Raw genomic sequence first — 15,904 nt, 5'->3', positions numbered from 1 at the left:
TATGACGCTGCCTGACGGAGATACGCATTGGTAGCGGCGGCGTCAATGATTTCGCACTGAACTTGCCACGAAGGAAAGTGAATGAAGCTGTCGACCAAAGGCCGCTACGCAATGGTTGCACTGGCTGATATCGCTTTGCAACCGACAGACGGGCTTGTGACTCTGGGTGAAATCTCTGAACGGCAAGACATTTCCCTGCCGTATCTTGAGCAGTTATTCGTCAAGCTCCGGCGCGCAGAACTGGTGGCTTCGGTTCGCGGACCGGGGGGTGGTTACCGACTGGCACGCCCTGCGTCAGAAATCCGCGTTGTCGAAATTCTGGCCGCAGTGGATGAGTCCCTGGATGCTCTGCAAAAGGGCGCGGGTGCTTCGGGGGCTTCATCGGGAAGCCGGGCCCAATCCCTGACCAACCGTCTGTGGGAAAGTCTCAGCGCGAATGTCTATGTGTTTCTGCATCAGACGCGTCTCTCGGATGTCATCAAGAACGACCTGGCACCGTGCCCGGCGGTTCCCAGTCTGTTTGCGGTTGTGGACGAATAAAAAATGAGTATCTCGGGCGGCAAAACGGCTTGTGCTTCTAACTTGGAAAAGATGCATCTATGAATCGCATTTATCTGGACCATAACGCTACCACGCCGTTGCGGCCCGAGGCGCGCGACGCGATGATCGCGGCGATGGATGTCTGCGGAAACCCGTCATCTGTCCACGCGGAAGGACGTGCCGCTAAAGCGCTTGTTGAACGCGCACGCGCTCAGGTGGCGGCCGCATTTGGGGCTGATGGGGCGGACATCGTGTTTACCTCTGGCTCCACAGAAGGCGCTGCTTTGGCGTTGTCGGGGCGCGGACTGCACGGATCAGCAGTTGAACATAATGCCGTAAGGTCATGGGTCGTTGAAGATTTGTCGGTTCTTCCTTCAGGTGAAGTTAAAGTGCTTGAACCCGAGAACTCAAGCTTGCAACTGGCCAATTCTGAAACCGGTGTCGTGCAATCCTTGCCTGCGGGGCTGGCCGTTACGGATGCCACGCAAGCTTTTGGCAAACTTCCGGTGGCGTTCAACTGGCTGAATGTGCAGATGGCCCTGATCTCGGCCCATAAGATGGGTGGACCCAATGGTGTTGGTGCGGTTGTGATGAAACGCGGAACGGATCTGCCGGCCCAGATCAAGGGTGGCGGGCAAGAAATGGGGCGTCGATCCGGGACGGAAAATGTCATAGGAATTGCCGGGTTCGGGGCTGCAGCTGAAGCAGCCGCGCGGGATCTGGCCAACGGCGTCTGGGATCAAATCGCAGAATTTAGAAATATTCTAGAAAACGCTCTTGAGGCCGGCTCCAAATCGACTATTTTTGTCGGAAAAGGTCACGAGCGCCTTCCAAACACATTGTGTTTCGCGTCGCCCGGTTGGAAGGGCGAAACGCAAGTCATGCAGATGGATCTGTCAGGATTTGCGGTCAGCGCGGGTTCGGCCTGTTCAAGCGGAAAGGTTCGGGCCAGCACCGTATTGACCGCCATGGGATATGACGAGGTGACGGCCGCAAGCGCGATCCGCGTGTCGCTGGGTCCTCGGACGAGTGAAGAAGATGTGCTGCGTTTCGCCGAAACGTGGCTTGAAAAAGAGAAAAAGCATCGCGCGCGTGCCGCGTGATCTGACGGAGGGTGTCATATGGCCGCTTTGGACCAGACCCAGGTAAAAGAAGGTGTCGATCAGGAAACCGTGGATGCGGTGCGTGAGGTCGGAACCTACAAGTACGGCTGGGAAACCGAAATCGAAATGGAATACGCGCCCAAGGGCGTGAACCCGGATATCGTCCGCCTGATCTCAGAAAAGAATGAAGAGCCGGAATGGATGACTGAATGGCGCCTGGCCGCGTTTGACCGCTGGACCCAGATGGACGAACCGACCTGGGCGATGGTCAATTATCCCAAGATCGACTTTCAGAATCAGTATTACTATGCCCGCCCCAAGTCGATGGAAGAGAAGCCCAAGTCGCTGGATGACGTCGACCCTAAGCTGTTGGCCACATACGAAAAGCTGGGTATCCCACTGAAAGAACAGATGATTCTGGCTGGCGTTGAAGGGGCGGAAGACGCCCCTGCAGAGGGACGCAAAGTCGCGGTGGACGCGGTTTTTGACTCGGTTTCTGTCGGCACGACCTTTCAGGCAGAACTGAAAAAGGCCGGTGTGATCTTCTGTTCGATTTCAGAGGCGATCAAAGAGCATCCCGAACTTGTCAAAAAATATCTCGGCACCGTGGTTCCGGTATCCGACAACTTTTATGCCACTTTGAACTCTGCCGTGTTCTCGGACGGATCGTTCGTATACATCCCCCCGGGCGTGCGCTGCCCGATGGAGCTGAGCACCTATTTCCGCATCAACGCGGAAAACACCGGTCAGTTCGAGCGGACTCTGATCATCGCCGACAAGGGCTCGTATGTGTCCTACCTGGAAGGCTGCACTGCGCCGCAGCGCGACACTGCGCAGCTGCACGCAGCCGTGGTCGAAATCATCGTCGAAGAAGATGCCGAGGTGAAATATTCGACCGTTCAGAACTGGTTCCCCGGGGATGAGAACGGCAAGGGCGGCATTTACAACTTCGTGACCAAGCGCGCCGATTGCCGGGGTGACAGGTCCAAGGTGATGTGGACGCAGGTCGAGACCGGTTCTGCCGTGACCTGGAAGTATCCGTCCTGCATCCTGCGCGGTGATGACAGTCAGGGCGAGTTCTACTCGATCGCCATCACCAACAACTATCAGCAGGCCGATACCGGTACGAAGATGGTTCATCTGGGCAAGAACACCAAGTCGCGGATTGTGTCCAAGGGGATCAGCGCGGGTAAGGCTCAGAACACTTATCGCGGGCTGGTGTCGATGCACCCCAAAGCCAAGGACAGCCGCAACTATACCCAGTGCGACAGTTTGCTGATCGGCGACAAATGCGGGGCCCACACGGTGCCGTATATCGAGGTCAAGAACAACTCGAGCCGGGTTGAGCACGAAGCGACCACGTCCAAGGTGGATGACGACCAGCTGTTCTACTGCCGCCAGCGCGGTATGGACGAGGAAGAGGCCGTGGCGCTGGTCGTCAACGGATTCTGCAAGGACGTGCTTCAGGCGCTGCCGATGGAATTCGCGATGGAAGCGCAGCAGCTGGTTGCCATTTCTCTCGAAGGCTCGGTTGGCTGATGGCTCGTAAGCCTGGCAAGACCATCCGAAAGGATGACGTGTTGACCCTGTTGGGTTACGCACTCCCGGTTTTGGGCGGATTGCTGGGTGTTGCCTATGTCAACATCAATCACATGGACTTCATCAACCCGGTTTGGGCAGTCGGTGGAGGAGCGATCCTGGGATGGGTTGCTGCACGCCTCATGCGCCGGATGCTGGGATAGACATTGACTGGGGCTATCGGATGCCCCTTGCGGTACGCAAAAGGACAAAAAATGCTGGAAATCAAGAACCTGCACGTGAAACTTGAGGAAGAGGAGAAGCAAATCCTCAAAGGCGTCGACCTGACCGTCGAGGCAGGTAAAGTGCATGCGATTATGGGTCCGAACGGCTCGGGCAAGTCGACACTCAGCTACGTACTCTCGGGCCGCGATGGCTACGAAGTGACCGAAGGCTCGGCCACCCTGGACGGCGAGGATCTTCTGGAAATGGAACCGGAAGAGCGTGCCGCTGCGGGTATTTTTCTGGCGTTCCAGTACCCAGTCGAAATCCCCGGCGTCGGCAACATGACGTTCTTGCGCACTGCCGTAAACGCTCAGCGCAAGGCGCGCGGTGAGGAGGAGCTTTCGGCCGCCGACTTCCTGAAAGAAGTACGCTCCAAGGCGAAATCGCTGAAGATCGACGCGGATATGCTCAAGCGCCCTGTGAACGTCGGCTTCTCGGGTGGTGAGAAGAAGCGGAACGAAATCCTGCAAATGGCGATGCTGGAGCCTAAGATGTGTATTCTGGACGAAACGGACTCGGGTCTGGACGTGGATGCGATGAAACTGGTGGCCGAAGGTGTGAACGCACTGCGCGACGAAGGCCGTGGTTTCCTGGTGATTACGCACTATCAGCGTCTGCTGGACCATATCAAACCCGACGTCGTACACATCATGGCAGACGGTCGGATCGTCAAAACCGGCGGCCCGGAACTGGCGCTGGAAGTTGAAAACAACGGCTATGCCGACATTCTGGCCGAGGTGAACTGATGGGGCTGCCCGAAGTTAAACAAACTGCGACCGAGGCGCGGCTGGCCAGTCTGGTCATGCCCGACGCCGGATGCACGCGTGCCGCCCGCGAAGATGCGCTGGCGCGAGTTCTGGAAATGGGCCTGCCGGGACGGCGCGATGAGTATTGGAAATACACCCGCCCGGACACGCTGATTTCGCCAGAGGCTCCTCAGGCCGCTCTGTTCCGGTCCGATGAGCCGTTGCTGTTCCATGATCTCGACCGGTTGAAAATCGTGTTCATCGACGGTGTGTTCAGCGCTGAGGATTCCGATGACCTGACGCTTGAAGGTGTGACGATCGATCGGATCGAAGACATCTGTTGCAAAGATATCCATTGGGCCAAAGAGTTGTACGGCGTTCTTGAAGCGCGCGGGCAGACCCCGGTTCAGCGGCCTCTGGCGGCGTTGAATACGGCCTTTGCGGCCGATGGTGTTGCGATTCACGTGACTGGCACGCCCAGCAAGCCAATCAGCCTGATCTATCAGCATGCCTCTGAAACCTCGGACGCCATGTTGCATCACATCGTGCGCGTCGAAAGCGGAGCCGAGGTGACCATTCTGGAAAACGGCCCGGCGGCTTCACGGTTTAACAAATGCATGGAGATCGACATTGCCGACGGCGGCACGCTGCATCACGTGCGTGCGCAGGGTCGGGATCATGAGCGCCGCGCAGCCACGCATATGTTCACGCGTTTGGGTCACGAGTCGGTTTACAAATCCTTTACTCTAACGGTGAACGGAGTTCTGACGCGAAACGAGCAGGTGGTCGAGCTGACTGGCGATGACGCAGTTGCTCATGTGGCGGGTGCCTGCGTCGGAGATGGTAATTTCCATCACGACGACACGGTGTTCGTGACCCACGACGCGGTAAATTGTGAAAGCCGCCAGGTCTTCAAGAAAGTTCTGCGGAATGGCGCAACAGGCGTGTTCCAGGGCAAAATCCTTGTGAAAGCGAGTGCTCAGAAAACTGACGGCTATCAAATCAGCCAGTCCTTGCTGCTGGATGATGACAGCCAGTTTCTGGCCAAGCCCGAACTGGAAATCTACGCTGATGATGTGGCCTGTTCGCACGGGTCCACATCGGGTGCGATTGACGAAACGGCCTTGTTTTATCTGCGTTCGCGTGGGGTATCGCTCAAAGACGCCACGAACATGCTGACGCTGGCCTTTCTGGCCGAAGCGGTGGACGAGATTGAAAACGAGGTGCTTGCCCAAGCCATCGTGACCCGTCTGGAAGGCTGGCTGGCGCGTCGCAGCTGATGCCTGTGACGACGGATATCGTGGCCACGTACAGGGGGCCGGGGCGTGTCATGCGCCGGCTTCTGGATATGGGGCCACGTGAAGACCGGGCGCTGGCTTTTGTCATGGCGTTCTGCACAATCGCCTTTGTCGCGCAGATGCCTGGAATGGCCCGGCGCGCGCACCTGGAAGGTGTCGAGCTGAACATGCTGCTGGGCGGCGCCTTGTTGGGGTCGGTTATCATACTGCCATTGCTTCTGTATTTTGTGGCACTTGTGTCTCATTGGGCTGCACGGCTTATGGGTGGGAGCGGTTCCGCCTACGGCGCGCGGTTGGCTTTGTTCTGGGCGTTGCTGTCGTCCGCGCCGTTGGTTCTTTTGAACGGTTTGGTGGCCGGATTTATCGGTCCGGGGCCGACCTTGTCCGTAGTTGGGCTACTTTGGGTTGCAGTCTTTGTCTGGTTCTGGTTGTCAGGCCTCAGACAAGCACAAAGGCCTGAGACATGAATCTGAGTTTTCTGGGGAACCTCGCGGTGATGACTTTGGTCAGCCCGGCCGAGGCAGCCCGACGCCTGATGAAACTACGCCCAGGGCGCGAGATCCTGTGGCTGGCGTTTTTTCTGGCTGTCGTGCTCAACTCCATTGTGCAGTTCGGCCTTGACTACTTTGTCTGGCTGTCCGGCCCGGATGTGGCCCAGGCACCCGGTCCGGTCCTCATGAATCTGGTAACGTCAGCGGGTGCAATGCTGCTGAGCGTCGCATCCTTTCTATTTGTTGGGCGATGGCGTTGGCTGGGCGGACGCGCCACGTTTGAAGACATCATGGTTCTGATGATCTGGCTGCAGTTCCTCCAGATACTTGCCTTGCTGGTTACGCTGGTCATTGCAATGACACTGCCGTTCCTGATGGTTCCAATGTTGCTGGCAACGGCGTTGGTCAGTTTTTATATCACCCTGCATTTCCTGAACGAGGCGCATCAGTTCGCATCCTTGGGAAAGGCGTTTGGCCTGATCTTGCTGGCCGCGCTGATTGCGATACCTTTTGTCCTCCTCCTGACCCCAAGCGGGCCCGTATAGGGAATATGACCATGTATGATGTTCAGAGAATCCGCTCTGATTTTCCCATCCTGTCACGAGAGGTGAATGGGAAACCCCTGACTTATCTGGACAATGGTGCCTCGGCGCAGAAGCCACAGGTGGTGATTGATGCAGTTACCCGCGCCTATGCCGAGGAATACTCGAACGTGCATCGCGGTCTGCACTACCTGTCCAATCTCGCGACGGAAAAGTACGAGGCCGTCCGCGGCACGGTTGCCCGGTTTCTGGGTGTGGCGGATGAGGATGAAATCGTTCTGAATTCCGGCACGACCGAAGGTATTAACCTTGTCGCCTATGGCTGGGCCATGCCCCGCCTGAAAGCCGGGGACGAAATCGTTCTGAGTGTCATGGAGCATCACGCCAATATCGTTCCCTGGCATTTCCTGCGCGAACGTCAGGGCGTGGTCCTGAAGTGGGTCGATGTGGGCCCGGACGGCGGACTGGACCCGCAGGCCGTGATTGACGCCATCACACCGCGCACAAAGCTTGTTGCTGTGACGCAATGCTCGAACGTGCTGGGAACGGTCGTTGACGTAAAGGCAATCACAAAAGGAGCCCACGCAAAAGGGGTGCCTGTTCTGGTGGATGGCAGTCAGGGTGCCGTGCACATGCCTGTCAACGTTCAGGATATCGGCTGTGATTTCTATGCCATCACCGGGCACAAGCTGTACGGCCCCTCCGGTTCAGGTGCGATCTACATCAAGTCCGAACGCATGGCCGAAATGCGCCCCTTTATCGGCGGCGGCGACATGATCAAAGAGGTCAGCAAAGATCAGGTGATCTATAACGATCCGCCGATGAAGTTCGAGGCCGGTACACCCGGGATCGTTCAGACAATCGGACTGGGTGTGGCGTTGGATTACATGATGGATCTGGGGATGGAGAACATTGCCGCCCACGAATCCGCCTTGCGGGACTATGCCATGCAGCGTCTGACCGGCCTGAACTGGGTGCAAGTGCAGGGCACACGCCCGGACAAGGCCGCTATTTTCAGTTTTACACTGGACGGGGCAGGGCACGCGCATGATGTGTCGACCATTCTGGACAAAAAAGGCGTCGCCGTTCGCGCCGGTCATCACTGCGCCGGTCCGTTGATGGATCATCTGGGGGTAACGGCCACATGCCGCGCCAGCTTCGGGCTTTACAATACCACTGACGAGGTCGACACACTGATCGATGCACTGGAACTGGCCCACGATCTGTTCGCGTGAAACCTGATGTCGGGCGACAGATTTGCAGTTGCACCCGGAACGGAACAAGGTTAGCTAACGGCCAAGGCACCTGTAGCTCAGCTGGATAGAGCGCTGCCCTCCGAAGGCAGAGGCCAGAGGTTCGAATCCTCTCAGGTGCGCCACCTTACTAAATTAGATGTTTCGGGCACATGGGCGTATAGCCTTTCCGCAGCTAATGCTTTGTCAGAACACCCAAAGTGTTCGTGCCTTCATCTACAAAAAAAAGAGCGCCCAAAGGCGCTCGTCACTTCGAAATTGTACGTAGTGTTTAGCCACCCCAGCTGCGAACCTCGCCGCAGTCCATGTGGACAAAATTCGAGCGATGGTATTTGCCGACGCCCCCCGCGCGGCAGGAAATGGCGGCTTTGGCCATTTGCGAAACCGAGCGTGAAGACAACCGCAAGTCAGCCGCCTGACCCTTCATGTGCAGGGAGTTCTTGGCAACGCGGCGGGATTTCGATCGCAGCATCGCGTTAGTCTGAGGGGACCGGTAGCCGGACAACAGCATATAGGGTTCGTTGACATCCAGCAGGTTGTGAGATGCGGCCATGATGTCAATTGTGCGCAGGTCCATGGACTTGGACTGATCGGTACGCCAGTCGCGCATGAAGTGGTTCACTTCCTTGACGGCGTCTTTGATGTAATTGCCGTCAACCCAGTAAATCATGTCAATGCGTTCACCGGTGCGCCCGGAATACATGCGAATGCGGCGAATATCACCGCCGCCGCGAAGGAATCCTGCTGCATTGGAATAGGTCGGTGCGGCTACTACCGCTGTGGCCGCGAACGCACCCAATAGGGCACGCCGGGTCAAGCCCGAAGCACTGCTCTTGGTCATTTCGTTTTTCGTCCCGTACTAGTTCCTGCCTGCACACGATGTTACGTGCGCCGTATTAATTTTTTCCCATCCCAGATGCGGAAGTTATGACACAGACGGATTCGTCCGCCAAGAAATCTTTCGGATACACCAATTCAAGGGGGAAATATCGGCAGGTTTTTGCGCAACTGATGCAGTGATGCATAAATTACAGAAGGTTAGGGAAATCACTTTCCAAGGCGATGCAATCACGCATCAGCAGATGTTAGAAGCGCAGATTTGATGAATTTGTGAATAGACAATCGGGCGGTCCGCCAATCATACTGGCTCGGCGCTGAATGTATCGGCGCAAAGCATTGAATAACCAAGGCCATCTCATGTTTTCTGTTTTCCGGACCTGTACCAGTATCCTCGCGACCGCCTGTTTCGCAGCAACAGCGGCCTTTGCCGATTCCAGGACAAACCCACCGACCGCCTTCCGCATGGCGGTTGCCGAGTCGTTGGATTCGGGGTCTTCGCTGGCTGAATATTACAAAACAAACGGGTTTTCGCCGATCTGGGCCGGGCAGACCGAACAACATGCTGAACGCCGGGCCGCTTTGATTAAGGCCCTGTCCAATGCCGCGTTCCACGGGTTGCCGGATGCGCGTTATGATGTCCAGGCTCTTCTGGACCAGATGCGCGCTGCCCGTTCCCAGAGGGACTTGGGTGCTGTCGAAGCGGATTTGAGCCGGGTTTTCCTGCGTTATGCTACGGATATGTACTCGGGCGTGTTGAGCCCTTCACAGATTGACGATGGTTTGGTGCGCGAAGTCGATCGCAGGTCGCCGCAGGAACATTTGCAAGGTGTCGCATCAGCCACAGGGGCGACGTACATAGAACAGCTGGTGCCAGAGTCCCTGCAATACCGGTCTTTGCTGAAACAGAAAAAGGTTCTTGAAAACCTGGTTGAGCAGGGCGGTTGGGGGCCGACTGTACCGGTTGCAAAACTCGAATACGGTGATACCGGACCCAATGTCATTCGGCTGCGTGACCGATTGGTGGCTATGGGTTACCTGAGACCAACCGCCAGCCCGGAATTTGATGCCGCAATGCTGGGGGCCGTGCGGGCGTTTCAGACTGCCCATGGGCTCGAAGCGGATGGCGTTGCCGGAAATGGAACCCTGACCGAAATCAACCGTCCGGCCAGCGACAGGCTCAAAGCTGTCTACGTCGCGCTTGAGCGGGAGCGTTGGTTGCCACACTCACGAGGCGCGCGTCATATCTTGGTGAATCAGGCGGACTTCTCGGCGAAGATCGTGGATGAAGGTCAGGTATCATTTGAGACGCGGGCCGTAATCGGCAAGAACACCCATGATCGGCGCAGTCCCGAATTCTCGGACATGATGGAACACATGGTGATCAACCCGAGCTGGTACGTACCACGCTCGATCATCACCAAGGAATATTTGCCAAAACTTCAGTCCAACCCTAATGCGGTCGGTCACATCCAGATCACGGATCGAAGTGGCCGTCAGGTCAATCGTGGCGCCGTGGACTTTACGCAATTCACTGCACGGGATTTTCCGTTCGCGATGCGGCAACCACCCAGCAAAAGCAATGCGTTGGGCCTGGTGAAGTTCATGTTCCCAAACAAGCACAACATCTATCTGCATGATACGCCGCATAAAAACCTGTTTGCCCGCGAGGTTCGCGCTTTCTCGCATGGCTGCATCCGCCTGGCGCAGCCCTTCGAGTTCGCCTATGCCTTGCTGGCCCGGCAGGAAGAGGACCCCAAGGCTTTTTTTCACAGGGTTCTGAATACCGGCAAGGAAACAAAGGTAAACCTCGCGCAGTCGGTTCCTGTTCACATCATCTATCGGACGGCGTATGTCGGTCCAAAGGGTGAAGTTCAGTACCGCCGGGATGTCTACGACCGCGATCGCAAGATCTGGGAGGCTCTGCAAAAGGCAGGGGTGGTCCTGCCGGACGTTCAGGGGTAATCACTGGGGCAAGTCCTGATACAAGGAAGCCCTCTATGCAATTCACAATCAAGCAAATCGCCGAAGCGCTGGACGCCGAATGCCAGGGCGATACCAGCCTGATCGTCTATCGTGCCGCCGAACCGGGCGATGCAGGCGCAGATGATCTGGCCATGGCCATGTCGCCCAAATATGCCGACGCATTGTCCGGCGGGTCGGCAAAGGCTGCGGTTGTGTGGGAAGGCGCGGACTGGCAGGGGATGGGCTTGCAGGCCGCTATCTTTGTGCCGCGCCCGCGGATGGCGATGGCAGGAATTACGGCGATGCTGGACCGAGGCCAGGGGGTCGCTCCGGGTATTCACCCTTCGGCCGTAATCGACCCGACCGCAAAGATTGCCGAAAACGTTTCGATTGGCCCGCTAACGGTCATTGGTGCGCGGGCTCGCATTGGGGCCGGTTCGGTTATCGGCGCGCATTGCGTTGTCGGAATGGACGCCGTACTGGGAGAATCTGCGGTTCTGCGAGAAATGGTAAGCATCGGTGCACGTGCAAAGATCGGTGACCGCTTTGTCGCGCAACCGGGTGCGCGCATTGGTAGCGACGGGTTCAGCTTTGTCACTCCGGAAGTGTCAGGTGTGGAAAACGTTCGCAAAACGATGGGAGATGCGGGGGATGCCAAGGCCCAGAACTGGCTGCGGATCCATTCGCTGGGCGCGGTGGAAATCGGCGATGATGTTGAGGTCGGCGCGAACTGCACCGTCGACAACGGCACCATACGCAACACCGTCATCGGCTCAGGTTCCAAGCTGGATAACCTGGTCCACGTGGGACACAACACGCGCGTTGGACAGGACTGCCTGTTATGCGGGCAGACCGGTGTTTCGGGGTCCGTTGAGATCGGAAATCATGTCGTATTGGGCGGGCAGACCGGCGTCGTGGACAACATTTTCATCGGGGATGGCGTGATTGCCGGCGGGGGCACCAAGATCCTGTCCAATGTTCCGGCCGGGCGCGTCATTATGGGCTATCCGGGCATAAAAATGGAATCTCATACCGATATCTACAAGGCCCAACGCCGCTTGCCGCGCATGGCGCGTGACGTAGAGGCGCTGAAAAAGGCTGTTTTCAAACAGTCTTCGAGCGATTAAATCACAACCACCGTGATAATCAGAGGACCGATATGAGCATCACCGACCGCGTCATCTCCATCATTGCTGAACAAGCCGTGCTGGAGCCTTCGGATGTGACGCCCGAAAGTACGCTCGAGGACCTGGGTATCGACAGTCTGGGCCTGGTTGAGAGCATCTTTGCCATCGAAGAAGAGTTCGACATCTCGGTGCCGTTCAATGCCAACGAACCGACGGCCAGCGATTTCGACATCTCAAATGTTGCAGCTATCATTTCAGGTATCGAAAAGCTTGTGTCGGAAAAGGTCTGACTGAGCCCCATGAAACGCGTTGTCATTACCGGGGCGGGCACGATCAACTCGCTGGGCCATTCCGTTCCCGATACACTAGAGGCCATGCGCGAAGGCCGCTGCGGCATCTCTGAACTCGAGTTTCGCGATGTCGATCGTTTGGCTATCAAGATCGGTGGGCAGGTCAGGGGATTCGAGGCCGAAGGCCGGTTCAATCGCCAGCAAATGTCGCTCTATGATCGGTTTACCCAATTCACATTGACGGCTGCCAAAGAGGCCATTGATCAGTCCGGGATCGAATTTCATGGCGATCTTGCGGCGCGTTCCGGTGTCGTTCTGGGAACGGCCGGTGGCGGTGTTTCCACATGGGACGACAATTACCGGTCGGTCTACGAAGACGGCAAGAACCGCGTTCATCCTTTTGTTGTTCCCAAGTTGATGAACAACGCAGCCGCCAGCCATGTGTCTATGGAGCATAACCTCAAAGGCCCGAGCTTTACCGTTTCGACGGCGTGCGCCTCGTCAAATCATGCTATGGCACAGGCTTTCCAAATGGTTCGCAGCGGGGCTGCGCCCACGATGATCACTGGCGGTTCGGAATCCATGTTGTGTTTCGGGGGCGTAAAGGCCTGGGAAGGCCTGCGCGTTATGTCCAAGGACGCATGTCGACCGTTCAGTGCCAATCGAAACGGTATGGTCCAGGGCGAAGGCGCCGGCGTGTTCGTGTTTGAAGAATATGAACATGCGCGTGCGCGCGGAGCTGACATCCTGTGCGAGGTTGTGGGTTTTGCAATGTCGTCTGATGCATCCGATATTGTCATGCCCAGCAAACAGGGGGCATCCCGTGCGATGGCCGGGGCCCTGGCTGATGCAAAGCTGAACGCGAGCGAAGTGGGCTACATTAACGCCCATGGGACCGGCACCGCCGCCAACGACAAAACGGAATGTGCAGCGGTCGCGGACGTTTTTGGACCGCATGCGGATGATCTTATGATCTCGTCCACAAAGTCCATGCATGGGCATCTGATCGGCGGGACCGGAGCGGTGGAACTGCTGGCCTGCATCATGGCTTTGCGGGAAGGGATAGTTGCCCCGACAATCGGCTATGAGGAACCTGATCCGGAATGTGCGCTGGATGTGGTCCCTAATATTGCGCGTGAAGCAAAAGTTGACGTTGCACTCAGCAACGCGTTTGCCTTTGGCGGATTGAATGCGGTCCTGGCATTGAAGCGGATCTGAAGCCAAAAAAGCTTACAAACCAAAAACGCCGCCGAAGATTATTCGGCGGCGTCTTTGATTGTTGGTCCGGATGATGTTCAGTTGATTTCTAACTTGTCGAATCCTGCAGTGAACCCTGCCAGTGAAATCTCAATCTCAAGAAGTTGGTTGGGTGCCAGAACCGAGACGACAGACATTTTGGCCGTGCTGCCGGCCTTCATGGCATCGACATCGCCTTGAGTGAACCCAAGCTGGGCCACGCAGCCGATGGGGTTGCAATGGTGATAGTCATAGCGTTTGCCCGGAGCGCCATCGATCGACAAAGCCAGTTGCGCCTGCAACATGATTTCGAGCGGTACAATGACTGTTGCGCCTGCAACTGCTGCGACACCTTCGGGCAATTTGTTGACCGATATCTCCGCAATTGGCTGGCCTTCTTGCCCGGACAGCGTCTGCCGCAGCAAGCAGGGGTCCTTACCTGCTTCTGTTTTGAGGCATCTGATTTCCCAGTCGCCGCTTTCCTCTTTGACGTATTGTTCACCTACGCGCGGACCGGTTTCGCCCAGGTCCAGATCGGAAGCCGCTTCCGTCTGCGGTGTCTCTGCCGGAGTTTGGTCGTCCTGAGATGTTTCCTGCGCGGCTGCGGTGCTGCACCAGAGTGCCGCGGAAACAAGGCTGAAAGACAGGATGTTCTTGATCATGAGTGCCTCGGTTGCGTGATTGAGCTTTTTGCCCGGTCTATCACCGTTAAAACAGGGTGTCAGTCACTAAGCTGCATTATTGGACGGATGTGAACGGATTCTTGCCCATTTGCACTGGTATTTACAACGTCCGGGCCAATGAAAAAGGGAGCCGGTGGAGCGGCTCCCTTCCTAGAATTTTCTCCCCGTCGGACTGGCCGACTTATTTATGCGCAGACGTTACGAAAGGGGGGCGCACGGGTCAACTGCTAACCTGAATTTTTAATATACTGACCAGTTCATTTTAATGCGGGCCGAAAACAAAAATGCCGTGCCCGAAGGCACGGCCAGTCGACAGGGAGGAAGTCTGCCACCCCGGAGCCTTCGCCCATGAGGCGGCAAATAAACTATCGCAGTCAAAGGTTAACTTTGTATGCTGTCGTGGGATCGGTGATAAGCAAGGCGAATAATTCATGAACAACAGTATTTTCCTGGGTGGCGGTGGCAAGGATTACGCTGAACCGCAGGGTCTGACGCTGAAATATGCCAACCGACACGGTTTGATCGCCGGGGCCACCGGGACAGGCAAGACCGTTACGCTACAAATTCTGGCCGAAGGTTTCTCTAAGGCGGGCGTGCCTGTGTTTCTGTCAGATATCAAAGGTGACCTGTCTGGTCTGGCCTTGTCAGGAAGCCCGGATCACAAATTGCATCAGGCGTTTCAGGATCGCGCGCAACGCATCGGGCTGACTGATTTCGCCTACGCTGCCTGTCCGGTGACGTTCTGGGACCTGTTTGGCGAGCAGGGACATCCGGTCCGAACCACCGTCACCGAGATGGGTCCCTTGCTGTTGTCGCGTCTGATGGAACTGAGCGAGGCACAGGAAGGAATCCTGAACATCGCATTTCGTGTGGCCGACGAAGAAGGTATGCCGCTGCTGGACCTGAAGGACCTGCAGGCTCTGCTGGTCTGGATCGGTGAAAACCGCGCGCAGCTGTCCCTGCGATACGGCAATGTATCGACAGCGTCGATCGGGGCGATTCAGCGCCGTTTGCTGGTTCTTGAAAACCAGGGCGGAATCAAACTGTTCGGAGAGCCAGCGCTGGATCTGGCGGATCTGATGCGAACCGATCAGAACGGGCAGGGGATGGTGAATATTCTGGCCTCGGACAAGTTGATGGGCGCGCCTCGACTATACGCAACGTTCCTGCTGTGGCTGCTGAGCGAGCTGTTCGAAGAACTGCCCGAAGTGGGCGACCCCGAGAAACCCAAACTGGTTTTCTTTTTCGACGAAGCCCATCTGCTGTTCGATGATGCCCCGAAGGTTCTGGTGGACAAAGTTGAACAGGTCGCGCGCCTGATCCGGTCAAAGGGGGTCGGTGTGTATTTCATATCCCAAAACCCGGCCGACATACCCGAGGATATTCTGGGCCAGTTGGGCAACCGCATTCAGCATGCTTTGCGGGCTTTCACGGCGCGGGATCGCAAGAACCTGCGGTTGGCTGCGGAAACCTATCGTGAGAATCCCGAGTTCGATACCGAGGAAGCCATCCGAGAGGTCGGTGTGGGTGAGGCGGTAACGTCAATGCTGCAGAAGAAGGGCATACCCGGGATCGTCGAGCGCACATTGATCCGGCCACCGGGGTCCCAGCTTGGCCCGATCACGCAAAGCGAACGGCAGGCGATCCTTGATGCGTCGAGGATGCGGGCAAAATACGATCAGCCCGTCGATCGAAAGTCGGCGTTTGAAATACTTCAGGCCCGGGCCGACGCAGCAGCAAAGGAAGCCGAAGCTGCCGAGGCAGAAGAGCTGTTTGAAACACAGACACCTGCCGAGCGCGAGTTTGCCGCGGCCCGCAGGTATTCAGGGCAGCGCGTCAGCCGATCCTCTTCCCGCGTTTCGCGGAAACAGGATACGTTTGCATCAGCCATGAGTCAGGCGGTGATCAAGGAACTGAAAGGGACGACAGGCCGTCGCATCGTGCGTGGCATACTTGGCGGGTTGTTTCGCAATCGCTGAGTGAATGCGCC

16 protein-coding genes and 1 tRNA gene are annotated in these 15,904 nt (G+C 56.9%); 15 read left to right on the top strand and 2 right to left on the bottom strand.

Translation table 11 applies throughout. The features are described from left to right. The first annotated feature begins 81 nt into the window (after nt 1–81). From iscR to ACR0J2_RS02565, 10 genes are all read left to right on the top strand, one after another. Nucleotides 82–540, top strand: coding sequence for a Fe-S cluster assembly transcriptional regulator IscR (gene iscR, locus ACR0J2_RS02610; RefSeq protein WP_170614997.1), 459 nt, complete (start codon nt 82–84; stop codon nt 538–540). 59 nt (nt 541–599) lie between these two features. Continuing rightward, nucleotides 600–1,643: a cysteine desulfurase family protein gene (locus ACR0J2_RS02605; RefSeq protein ID WP_480811581.1), complete on the top strand. Its 1,044-nt coding sequence runs from the start codon at nt 600–602 to the stop codon at nt 1,641–1,643. 18 nt (nt 1,644–1,661) lie between these two features. Beyond that, on the top strand, nt 1,662–3,182 hold the full coding sequence (sufB, locus tag ACR0J2_RS02600; RefSeq protein ID WP_170614999.1) for a Fe-S cluster assembly protein SufB: 1,521 nt from the start codon (nt 1,662–1,664) through the stop codon (nt 3,180–3,182). Continuing rightward, nucleotides 3,182–3,385, top strand: coding sequence for a hypothetical protein (locus ACR0J2_RS02595; protein ID WP_170615000.1), 204 nt, complete (start codon nt 3,182–3,184; stop codon nt 3,383–3,385). Before sufB ends, ACR0J2_RS02595 begins: the two co-directional genes overlap by 1 nt. A 51-nt stretch (nt 3,386–3,436) precedes the next feature. Next, the gene (gene sufC, locus ACR0J2_RS02590) at nt 3,437–4,192 is read left to right on the top strand and encodes a Fe-S cluster assembly ATPase SufC (RefSeq protein WP_480811580.1); all 756 of its coding nucleotides are present in this window, start codon (nt 3,437–3,439) and stop codon (nt 4,190–4,192) included. Next, complete coding sequence (locus ACR0J2_RS02585; RefSeq protein WP_480811579.1) at nt 4,192–5,472, top strand: SufB/SufD family protein; 1,281 nt, start codon at nt 4,192–4,194, stop codon at nt 5,470–5,472. Before sufC ends, ACR0J2_RS02585 begins: the two co-directional genes overlap by 1 nt. After that, nucleotides 5,472–5,957 carry a YIP1 family protein gene (locus ACR0J2_RS02580; protein WP_170615003.1) on the top strand — a complete coding sequence of 162 codons (486 nt, stop codon included), beginning with the start codon at nt 5,472–5,474 and terminating at the stop codon, nt 5,955–5,957. Before ACR0J2_RS02585 ends, ACR0J2_RS02580 begins: the two co-directional genes overlap by 1 nt. Next, nucleotides 5,954–6,526, top strand: a complete 573-nt coding sequence (locus ACR0J2_RS02575; protein ID WP_480811578.1) for a YIP1 family protein — start codon at nt 5,954–5,956, stop codon at nt 6,524–6,526. Before ACR0J2_RS02580 ends, ACR0J2_RS02575 begins: the two co-directional genes overlap by 4 nt. Nucleotides 6,527–6,537: 11 nt before the next feature. Beyond that, entirely contained in the window at nt 6,538–7,758 is a 1,221-nt protein-coding gene (locus ACR0J2_RS02570; RefSeq protein WP_321252919.1) for a cysteine desulfurase, read from the top strand. 66 nt (nt 7,759–7,824) lie between these two features. After that, nucleotides 7,825–7,901 (top strand) — tRNA-Arg (locus ACR0J2_RS02565). A gap of 146 nt (nt 7,902–8,047) precedes the next feature. Here ACR0J2_RS02565 and mepK read toward each other — a convergent pair. Further along, nucleotides 8,048–8,617, bottom strand: coding sequence for a peptidoglycan L,D-endopeptidase MepK (gene mepK / locus ACR0J2_RS02560; RefSeq protein WP_480811577.1), 570 nt, complete (start codon nt 8,615–8,617; stop codon nt 8,048–8,050). A 356-nt stretch (nt 8,618–8,973) separates the two neighbouring features. On the opposite strand from mepK, the gene ACR0J2_RS02555 reads away from it, so the two are divergent. The 4 genes from ACR0J2_RS02555 to ACR0J2_RS02540 are packed head-to-tail and all read left to right on the top strand — an operon-like array spanning nt 8,974 to nt 13,213. After that, complete coding sequence (locus tag ACR0J2_RS02555) at nt 8,974–10,578, top strand: L,D-transpeptidase family protein (RefSeq protein WP_480811576.1); 1,605 nt, start codon at nt 8,974–8,976, stop codon at nt 10,576–10,578. Between the two features lie 35 nt (nt 10,579–10,613). Beyond that, a complete protein-coding gene (gene lpxD, locus ACR0J2_RS02550; protein ID WP_480811575.1) occupies nt 10,614–11,705 on the top strand; it encodes a UDP-3-O-(3-hydroxymyristoyl)glucosamine N-acyltransferase in 1,092 nt (363 codons plus the stop codon). 32 nt (nt 11,706–11,737) lie between these two features. Then, nucleotides 11,738–11,995 (top strand): acyl carrier protein, encoded by a 258-nt coding sequence (locus ACR0J2_RS02545; protein WP_170806364.1) that lies wholly within the window; start codon nt 11,738–11,740, stop codon nt 11,993–11,995. A 9-nt stretch (nt 11,996–12,004) separates the two neighbouring features. Next, the gene (locus tag ACR0J2_RS02540) at nt 12,005–13,213 is read left to right on the top strand and encodes a beta-ketoacyl-[acyl-carrier-protein] synthase family protein (RefSeq protein WP_480811574.1); all 1,209 of its coding nucleotides are present in this window, start codon (nt 12,005–12,007) and stop codon (nt 13,211–13,213) included. A gap of 77 nt (nt 13,214–13,290) precedes the next feature. Here ACR0J2_RS02540 and ACR0J2_RS02535 read toward each other — a convergent pair whose 3' ends face one another. Beyond that, nucleotides 13,291–13,893, bottom strand: a complete 603-nt coding sequence (locus ACR0J2_RS02535) for an invasion associated locus B family protein (RefSeq protein WP_321252945.1) — start codon at nt 13,891–13,893, stop codon at nt 13,291–13,293. Between the two features lie 452 nt (nt 13,894–14,345). On the opposite strand from ACR0J2_RS02535, the gene ACR0J2_RS02530 reads away from it, so the two are divergent. Beyond that, nucleotides 14,346–15,893 (top strand): helicase HerA-like domain-containing protein, encoded by a 1,548-nt coding sequence (locus ACR0J2_RS02530; RefSeq protein WP_170615012.1) that lies wholly within the window; start codon nt 14,346–14,348, stop codon nt 15,891–15,893. The last annotated feature ends 11 nt before the right edge of the window (nt 15,894–15,904 follow it).

The sequence above is a fragment of the Ruegeria sp. CG4 genome (assembly GCF_056537185.1).
The sequence above is the reverse complement of the archived record's forward strand: the minus strand, read 5'-3'. Positions and strand labels throughout refer to the sequence as shown.

What these genes read in the sequence shown, in the direction of transcription:
- ACR0J2_RS02535 (WP_321252945.1), bottom strand. Translation starts at nt 13,893, where the DNA reads ATGATCAAGAACATCCTGTCTTTCAGCCTTGTTTCCGCGGCACTCTGG.
- mepK (WP_480811577.1), bottom strand. Translation starts at nt 8,617, where the DNA reads ATGACCAAGAGCAGTGCTTCGGGCTTGACCCGGCGTGCCCTATTGGGT.
- ACR0J2_RS02595 (WP_170615000.1), top strand. Translation starts at nt 3,182, where the DNA reads ATGGCTCGTAAGCCTGGCAAGACCATCCGAAAGGATGACGTGTTGACC.
- lpxD (WP_480811575.1), top strand. Translation starts at nt 10,614, where the DNA reads ATGCAATTCACAATCAAGCAAATCGCCGAAGCGCTGGACGCCGAATGC.
- ACR0J2_RS02575 (WP_480811578.1), top strand. Translation starts at nt 5,954, where the DNA reads ATGAATCTGAGTTTTCTGGGGAACCTCGCGGTGATGACTTTGGTCAGC.
- ACR0J2_RS02545 (WP_170806364.1), top strand. Translation starts at nt 11,738, where the DNA reads ATGAGCATCACCGACCGCGTCATCTCCATCATTGCTGAACAAGCCGTG.
- sufC (WP_480811580.1), top strand. Translation starts at nt 3,437, where the DNA reads ATGCTGGAAATCAAGAACCTGCACGTGAAACTTGAGGAAGAGGAGAAG.
- sufB (WP_170614999.1), top strand. Translation starts at nt 1,662, where the DNA reads ATGGCCGCTTTGGACCAGACCCAGGTAAAAGAAGGTGTCGATCAGGAA.
- iscR (WP_170614997.1), top strand. Translation starts at nt 82, where the DNA reads ATGAAGCTGTCGACCAAAGGCCGCTACGCAATGGTTGCACTGGCTGAT.
- ACR0J2_RS02585 (WP_480811579.1), top strand. Translation starts at nt 4,192, where the DNA reads ATGGGGCTGCCCGAAGTTAAACAAACTGCGACCGAGGCGCGGCTGGCC.
- ACR0J2_RS02580 (WP_170615003.1), top strand. Translation starts at nt 5,472, where the DNA reads ATGCCTGTGACGACGGATATCGTGGCCACGTACAGGGGGCCGGGGCGT.
- ACR0J2_RS02605 (WP_480811581.1), top strand. Translation starts at nt 600, where the DNA reads ATGAATCGCATTTATCTGGACCATAACGCTACCACGCCGTTGCGGCCC.
- ACR0J2_RS02530 (WP_170615012.1), top strand. Translation starts at nt 14,346, where the DNA reads ATGAACAACAGTATTTTCCTGGGTGGCGGTGGCAAGGATTACGCTGAA.
- ACR0J2_RS02540 (WP_480811574.1), top strand. Translation starts at nt 12,005, where the DNA reads ATGAAACGCGTTGTCATTACCGGGGCGGGCACGATCAACTCGCTGGGC.
- ACR0J2_RS02555 (WP_480811576.1), top strand. Translation starts at nt 8,974, where the DNA reads ATGTTTTCTGTTTTCCGGACCTGTACCAGTATCCTCGCGACCGCCTGT.
- ACR0J2_RS02570 (WP_321252919.1), top strand. Translation starts at nt 6,538, where the DNA reads ATGTATGATGTTCAGAGAATCCGCTCTGATTTTCCCATCCTGTCACGA.